The 7,129-nt window shown below is 25.5% G+C and carries 9 protein-coding genes; 6 read left to right on the top strand and 3 right to left on the bottom strand.

The features are described from left to right. From AS160_RS11030 to AS160_RS11020, 3 genes are all read right to left on the bottom strand, one after another. On the bottom strand, positions 1 to 1,141 hold a 1,141-nt coding region (locus AS160_RS11030; protein ID WP_165149041.1), incomplete at its 3' end, for a methyl-accepting chemotaxis protein. Between the two features lie 15 nt (positions 1,142 to 1,156). Continuing rightward, positions 1,157 to 1,789: a class II aldolase/adducin family protein gene (locus AS160_RS11025; protein WP_165149038.1), complete on the bottom strand. Its 633-nt coding sequence runs from the start codon at positions 1,787 to 1,789 to the stop codon at positions 1,157 to 1,159. 8 nt (positions 1,790 to 1,797) lie between these two features. Further along, entirely contained in the window at positions 1,798 to 2,985 is a 1,188-nt protein-coding gene (locus AS160_RS11020; RefSeq protein ID WP_206528184.1) for a pyridoxal phosphate-dependent aminotransferase, read from the bottom strand. Positions 2,986 to 3,101: 116 nt separating this feature from the next. Here AS160_RS11020 and AS160_RS11015 point away from each other — a divergent pair, with 116 nt between their 5' ends. From AS160_RS11015 to rbr, 6 genes are read left to right on the top strand one after another with little or no spacing between them, the layout of a single operon-like run. After that, positions 3,102 to 3,761 (top strand): ribonuclease HII, encoded by a 660-nt coding sequence (locus tag AS160_RS11015; protein ID WP_165149035.1) that lies wholly within the window; start codon positions 3,102 to 3,104, stop codon positions 3,759 to 3,761. Between the two features lie 9 nt (positions 3,762 to 3,770). Then, positions 3,771 to 4,433, top strand: coding sequence for a MazG family protein (locus AS160_RS11010; protein ID WP_165149032.1), 663 nt, complete (start codon positions 3,771 to 3,773; stop codon positions 4,431 to 4,433). Continuing rightward, positions 4,433 to 5,452: a peptidylprolyl isomerase gene (locus tag AS160_RS11005; protein ID WP_165149029.1), complete on the top strand. Its 1,020-nt coding sequence runs from the start codon at positions 4,433 to 4,435 to the stop codon at positions 5,450 to 5,452. The genes AS160_RS11010 and AS160_RS11005 overlap by 1 nt, the downstream gene beginning before the upstream one ends. Further along, positions 5,442 to 5,741, top strand: coding sequence for a metal-sulfur cluster assembly factor (locus AS160_RS11000; protein ID WP_165149026.1), 300 nt, complete (start codon positions 5,442 to 5,444; stop codon positions 5,739 to 5,741). The genes AS160_RS11005 and AS160_RS11000 overlap by 11 nt, the downstream gene beginning before the upstream one ends. Beyond that, positions 5,738 to 6,559, top strand: a complete 822-nt coding sequence (locus AS160_RS10995; protein WP_165149023.1) for a HemK/PrmC family methyltransferase — start codon at positions 5,738 to 5,740, stop codon at positions 6,557 to 6,559. The genes AS160_RS11000 and AS160_RS10995 overlap by 4 nt, the downstream gene beginning before the upstream one ends. Continuing rightward, the gene (gene rbr / locus AS160_RS10990) at positions 6,556 to 7,116 is read left to right on the top strand and encodes a rubrerythrin (RefSeq protein ID WP_165149020.1); all 561 of its coding nucleotides are present in this window, start codon (positions 6,556 to 6,558) and stop codon (positions 7,114 to 7,116) included. Before AS160_RS10995 ends, rbr begins: the two co-directional genes overlap by 4 nt. The last annotated feature ends 13 nt before the right edge of the window (positions 7,117 to 7,129 follow it).

Below are 7,129 nucleotides of genomic sequence, written 5' to 3'. Positions count from 1 at the left end.
TTACACTTGTATTCTTTTCTATTGCTGTTGTTACTACTGATGATGTTTTTATTAATGTTTCTGATGAATCTTTTACTTTATTTACTAGTCCTGCTAATGATTCTATTGTTTTGTTCATTATATTTGCTAATTCTCCTAATTCATTTTTCGATTGCACTTCTACTTTAACATTTAATTCTCCTTTACCTACTTTTTCCATTTCAGATGAAATTATCATTATAGGATTGATTATAGATTTTTTAGAAAAATATAAACCAATAATAAATACAAATAGTGTAATTAAAACAATGCCTGCTAATTCAAAGTATAAGCTTTTTAAAATTGCATTTTTTATTGTACTTTCTGGTATTCCTGTATAAATAGTCCATTCTAATTTAGGTAATTTATGATAAAATGCTAATTTATTTATACCATCATAGTTATATTTAATAACCCCAAAATCAGAAGTTGCGTTTTTAAAGAAATCTTGAGATTTAACATCTAAACCCCATTTTGATGAATCTTCATGAACAAGTGTAATTCCTTCTTTGTTGATTATATATGGAACTTCATCATCATACATTTTATTTTCAAAAAATTTTGAAACGAGATTTTTTATATTAAGATCAATAGCTATTGCTCCTATTAAATTTCCTTCTTTGTTTATCACAGCTTTTGACAATGTTAATAATATATCGCCTGTTTTTACATCAGGATATGGATCTGATATTATAACTTTATTAGGATTATTTATAGCTTTAATATACCAAGGTCTAGATGTAGGATCATATCCTTCCATATTATCATCAGGTTTTATTAAAGTAGTTTTATCCTTTAATCCAATATATATCCATTCAAAATCGCTGTATATATCAATTATATTTTCGAATTCATTTAATACAGCTATTCTTTCATTATTATTATTCTCTAAAACTCCCATTATATTTTCATTTTTAGATAATAAATTAATTAAATCAATAATAGGATTAAAGTATTCGATAATTGTTTCTGCTCTACTATGTGTTGACAATTCTAAGTAATCTTTTGCGTTATTTAATTTTGTATTATACAATTTGTATGAATTGTTTAAGGTTAACAGTAATAATGGTATTAAAGAAGTTATAATTAATATAAAAATAATCTGATTTTTAATACTTTTCACGCAAAGACCTCCTGACTAAATATTTTTACTATATGATGCTATGTATAGATTTCTCATCCATTTAATATCTTCTTCAGATAATGGGTGCCCACCACCCATTAATTCCACATAGTAAGCAATATTAGCGCTTTTTTCAATTATTTCTGCAGCAATTAAAGCTTCTTTTAGATTTCTTCCAATAGATACTATCCCGTGATTAGCAAGTAAAATTCCATATACACCTAACCTAAATTTTTTAACGGCTTCTAATGCCAAATCTAATGTTCCTGGAAGTTTATATTCAGCTACAGGGATTTCTCCACCAATTATTTGTGCTTGATCTTCAATATAACAAGGAACTGTTTTTCTTAAAGCTGAAAAAATTGATGCATATAAACTATGTGTATGAACAATAGCATTAATTTCAGGAAAATTTTTATAAATTTCTATATGTAAAGCTTTTTCAGACGAAGGTTTTAAACCCGAAAGATGTTTTTGAGATTCTAAATCCAACACAGATATATCTTCTTCTTTTAATATATCATATGGTATTCCTGATGGTGTAATAAACACTTTATCATTAACCCTCACACTTAAGTTTCCCCAAGTGCCTTTTATTAAACCCTTTTTTTCTAAATAGTCAATAGCTTTAATTATTTCGCTTCTCAAAATATCACCTACCTATTATTGTATGCTTTAACAGCTTCTGCTAATATATGTGTTGCAAATTTAAGTTTGTCACTTTCTAAAACATATGCAATTCTAATTTCTTGTTTTCCAGCACCTTCAGTTGCATAAAATCCAGATAATGGTGCAACCATAACGGTGGTGTTATCTATACTAAAATCTGTAAGTACCCATTTTACAAATTCTTCACTATCGTCAATTGGCAATTTTACAGATACATAAAATGCACCTTTTGGTTTTTCAAAAACAGCACCTTCTATTTTTGATAATTCTTCATATACAGCTAATCTTCTTTTATCATATTCTTTATACACTTCTTTTATATATGAATCATCCATTTCTAATAATCCAATGGTACCCAATTGAGCTATTGTTGGAGGGCATAATCTTGATTGAGCCATTTTCATTACTTGATTATATAAATCTTTATTTTTTGTTGCAAAGACACCTATTCTAGCTCCGCATGCACTATATCTTTTTGAAACACTATCTACAACAATTGTTCTATCATATTCTCCAAATGCCATTGTGGAAATATGTTTTGTACCATCAAAAGTAAATTCCCTATAAACTTCATCAGAAATGATAAAAAGGTCATGTTTTTTAGCAAAATCAACAATTCTTTTTAATTCTTCTTCAGTGTAAACTGCGCCTGTTGGATTTGATGGATTAGAAAAAATAATTCCTTTTGTTCTACTAGATACAACTTTTTCAAATTCTTCTGTAGGAGGTACAGCATAACCTGTTTCTGGTAAAGCTTTTACAGGAACTAATTTTACATTTATCATTTCTGCGAATCCTTTGTAATTAGCATAAAATGGTTCTATTACAATAACTTCATCGCCTGGATCAGCAATAGCTGCTAAAGAAAAGATAATTGCTTCGCTACCACCATTGGTAACAATAATTTCTTCTGTAGAAAAAGGTATATCATTTTTATTATAATAAGCGGAAAAAGCCTCTCTTAGTTCTATTAATCCTGCAGAATGAGAATAAGCTATTACTTCAGGTTTGTTTTTCTCGATATAATCAAAAAAAGCCTTAGGAGTTTCTAAGTCTGGCTGACCTATATTTAAATGTAAAACCGTCTTTCCAGCTTTTTTAGCTTGTTCAGCATATGGTATTAATTTCCTAATAGGTGATGCTTGCATGTTTGAAGCTCTTTCAGATAAAATCATATAGCTACCTCCTATGAAATATTTTTCTATATAATTTTACCATAAATGTTAAGAATTTTTTCATATTTTTTTGTAATAATAATGTATTGAAATTATTAAAATTTAGGAGTGAAAAAATGGATTTAGAATATATAGAAAAATATGGTAAAATTATTGGTGTAGATGAAGCAGGGAGAGGTCCTTTAGCAGGACCGGTGGTTGTTGGTGCTTTGTTATTAGAAGATAAAAGTCAATTAGATATATTAAATAAAATATCTAATGATTCAAAAAAAATGTCAGAAAAATCTAGAGATGAGGCATTTAAAATAATTACAGAAAATTTCAAGTATTCTATAAAATTATCAACACCTGAAGAAATAGATTTATACAATATTTTTTCTGCTACAACATTAGGTATTGAAAGAGTATTAAAGGAATTTAATATTATTGATAAATATATTATTATTGATGGGAAAAATTTTAAATTAAATATAAAAAATTACGAGTGTATAGTAAAAGGAGATTCTAAATCAAAAATTATAGGAGCAGCATCAATTTTAGCAAAAGTTTATAGAGATAGAATTATGACAGAATTGGGTGAAAAATATACTGAGTATAATTTTCAAAAACATAAAGGATATCCAACTAAGGAACATATTGAAAATATAAAAAAATATGGAATTAAAGAATTTTACAGAATAACATTTAATCCAGTTAAAACTATGCTATTGAAAAATGAAATTAAATTTAATAGAAATGAATTTAATATTATGCGATTAATGAGAATAGGATTATAGGAGGATTATATGAAAGAATTAGAAAATTTTAAAAAATTATTAGAAATTATGGAAATTCTAAGATCGGAAAAAGGTTGTCCTTGGGATAAAGAACAAACACATGAGTCACTAAAACCGTATGCTATCGAGGAAGCATATGAATTAGTACATGCTATAGATAGCAAAAATAATAACTATTTAGTAGAAGAGTTAGGAGATGTGCTATTGCAGGTTATTTTTCATTCACAAATTGCAAAAGAAAATAAAGAATTTACTATTAATGAAGTAATAGAAAGATTAAATGAAAAATTAGTTCGTAGACATCCACATGTTTTTAAAGAAGAAGGTGAATATTCATATGAACAATGGGAGAAATTAAAAGCAAAAGAAAAAGGAAATAAAAAATATTCTAAAATTGGTGAATATAATCCTGGTATGCCTCCTTTAATGAATTTAAGACGTTTAATAGAAAATTCTTTTGCTGTTAATTATGATCCGTATAAAGATTATGATGTAATAGATTTAATGATAGAAGATTTAAATAATATAAAAGATAATAATGATGAAAAATATCATATTGTTTTTTTAACGCATTTGATATATTATTATGTTAAAAATAATATAAACATAGAAACATTAATATCAAAAGCTGCTCGAAAATATTTAGAAAATTATATAGGGGAGGATAAATAATGAAAAAAAACATATTTTTTATTATTATTATGTTGTTAATCATTTCATCATTTGGTGCAATATCATATAAGGATTTAGATGAAAAAACAATTGTAATAATTAATGATGAAATTGTTAATTATGATTATTTCCAATCACAAGCTAAATCTTTAGAAATATTAAGAGGAATAAATAATATTAATAACACATTTTATAAAATTTTAGTTGGGACAAATGAAGGAAATAGTGTAGTTAAAAAATATGAAAAATATATATTAGATAGATTATCTGGTGAAATTTTATTTATTCAATATGTTGAAAGTAAAGGAATAAATTTAAGTAAAAATGATTTATTTAGTACTATAAAAAATCAAACTAATGAAATTTTAAACTCTTCAAGTTTAAATGATAATGATATAATGCTTTATTTCCTTTCTAAAGGGTTTGAAAATAAAGATCAATATATTTACAATATATATCATGAGAGATTATATAAAAATTCAGTTTCATCGATATATCAATATTTGTTAAATAATGTAGAAGTTACAAACGAAGAAATCAAAAATGAATATGAACAGAATAAAGAAAAATATTTTACTCAACAATCTGCTGAATTAAAAATGGTTTTTTTTAAATCTTCTGATGAAGCATCGTTAACCTATAAAAAAATTATAGATGGTTATTACACTTTTGATGAAGTTTATAATACTTCTAACGAATCCACATCATTAACAATAAGCGTTGAAGATGAATCGAATGAATTTATTAAAACAATAAAAAATTCTGTACCTGGAGCAATATTAGATCCAGTAAAATATAATGATAATTATTTTGCATTAATAAAAATTAATAAGAAAATACCGAGAAAACAAATGACTTTAGAAGACGCTACAAATTTAATTATTGAAAATATCAAAGATGAAAAAGCTAAGCAATTATTTGATAAATTAATAACTTCAGAATTTCAACAATTTAAAAGTAATTCTGAAATTATTATAAATTCAAAATATTTTAAAGGAGATGAGATAAATGGTAACTAAAGATCAAGTTATGGACGCTTTAAGAAACGTATATGATATGGAAATAGGTTTTGATGTTGTATCTTTAGGTCTTATATATGATATTAACATAGATGAAGAAGATAATGTTCACGTATTAATGACTTTAACAACACCTATGTGCCCATTAGCAGGATTTATTACAGAAGATGCAAAAAATAAAGTTGGATCTATAGAAGGAGTAAAAAGTGTTAATGTTGAATTAACTTTTGATCCTCCTTGGGACCCTTCAAAAGCTTCTGATGAGGTAAGAACAATTTTAGGAATATGACATTAAAAGAATTTATAAAAAAATATATAAATATATTGAATAAAAAGGGGATTGGTAATCCCCTTTATTTTGTTGCAAAATTAATTTCAGAAATAACTGCTATTCCTATATCAAAAATACTAATAGATGATAATTTTATTATAGACAATAAATTAGATAAAAAATTAAGGAAAATAATAATAGACGATTATCCTTTAGAATATATAACTAATAAGGTTACTTTTTATGATTACGAATTTTATGTTGATAATAATGTATTAATTCCTAGAGTAGAAACTGAAGATTTAATAAATATTGCGAAAGAAATAATACAAAAATATAATTATAAGTATATAATGGATATAGGTACTGGAAGTGGGGTTATTGCAATAATTCTAAAAAAAATATTTCCAAATATTATTGTGTATAGTACAGATATTTCTAAAGATGCTTTGAAAGTAGCAGTAAAAAATGCTAAAATTCACAATGTGGAAATAAACTTTATTCATAGTAATATATTTGAAAATGTACCAGAAAATATTATTGAAAAAATACAATTTATTGTTTCTAATCCTCCATATGTTGAAAGCGAATATTATTATAATAACCCGTCATTAAAACACGAACCTAAAATAGCTCTTGAAGCAGGAAGTGATGGACAAGATTTTTTTAGAGAATTAGTAAAATACAAAAAAATACTAAAAAAACATATGTTATTTGAAACTACTGAATTTAATATTGATAAAACAGCTAAAATTTTATCTGAATATGGAAAAATTAAAATTTATAATGATTCTTTTGGAGTTAAAAGATTTGTTGAAAAGGAGGGAGAATTATGAGTATTAAAGGAACAAAAACCGAAAAAAACTTATTAATTGCCTTTGCTGGAGAATCACAAGCAAGAAATAGATATGATTTTTTTGCAGGGGTAGCCAAAAAAGAAGGGTATATAAAAATTCAAAAGGCTTTTTTAGAATTAGCAGAAAACGAAAGATCCCATGCAAAAAATTTTTTTAAGCATCTTGAAGGCGGAGAATTAGAAATTACTGCATCATTTCCAGCTGGTAAAATTGGAACAACCATAGAAAACTTAAAAGCTGCGATAGAAGGGGAAACATTTGAATATGAGAAGTTATACCAAGAATTTGCTGATATTGCAGAAGAAGAAGGTTTTAAAGAAATAGCATTTCTTTTTAGATCTATAGCTATTGCTGAAAAACATCATTCTGATATTTTAAAAGCATTACTAGAAGAATTAGAAAATGATACTATATTTAAAAGCAAGGAAAAAGTTTTATGGAAATGCGAGAAATGTGGCTATATAGTTGAAGGATATTATCCTCCTGAAAAATGTCCTGCATGTAATCATCCAAAAAGTTATTTTGTAAAAATATAAAAATAAATTAGGT

The organism is Marinitoga sp. 38H-ov, assembly GCF_011057715.1.
Classification (GTDB): Bacteria; Thermotogota; Thermotogae; order Petrotogales; family Petrotogaceae; genus Marinitoga.
This window is presented reverse-complemented; position numbering and strand designations above follow the sequence as displayed.